The sequence below is a fragment of the Vibrio sp. 1727 genome, assembly GCF_033344415.1.
GTDB lineage: Bacteria > Pseudomonadota > Gammaproteobacteria > Enterobacterales > Vibrionaceae > Vibrio > Vibrio alginolyticus.
This window is the reverse complement of the sequence record NZ_JAWPOT010000390.1, coordinates 1-630: the sequence shown is the minus strand read 5'-3', so window position 1 is coordinate 630 and position 630 is coordinate 1. Positions and strand designations below refer to the sequence as shown.

At 49.4% G+C, this 630-nt stretch carries 1 pseudogene; it reads right to left on the bottom strand.

The features are described from left to right. A pseudogene (locus R8O10_RS25925) lies at positions 1–630 on the bottom strand (ATP-dependent RNA helicase HrpB); the annotation flags it as partial.

Here is a 630-nt window from a genome sequence, read left to right as displayed (position 1 = left end):
TGGAATGAGACCGCATCAGATCAATCGCGACCAAGTACTCACAGCCGCCTAACATATCGTCAGGACGACATTCTGCACCATGACCATTCGCTAGTGCAAAGCGACCAAATTGATTGGCGCGTTGCTGAGCGATCCTGTCGGGAAACGCCAAGCTCAACACCAACGGCAATGCATCTTCATCCACTTCTCGAAGGCTAAACGTGGTATCGAGTTTATGCGCAAGAGATTGTGCGCGCTTCAATAACAACGATTTTTTCGGATGAGAACCGGACAACCAACGATGCAAGCTATGTGCGATATTCGTTACATTACGCTCTGGCTCTTCAATTAGGGCGACCGCCACCAAAGCGACATTTACCATCTTATCGCTGTGGGATTTCGATTTAATTAACATCGCTGCCGCGCGAGGTTCTACGCCCAAGTCATGAGCCTGCTTTCCTTCCGCAGTCAGTTGTCCTTGCTCGGTAATAAGCCCTAATGAAAACAACAACTGCTTAGCTTGTTGCAGCGCGGCAGCAGAAGGAATATCGAGCCATTTTAGCTCATGAATATCGGTCGTCCCCCAAAACGCCAGCTCCATTACCAAGCTCGCAAGATCGGAATGCAAAATCTCAGGTTGTGGCACTTGTG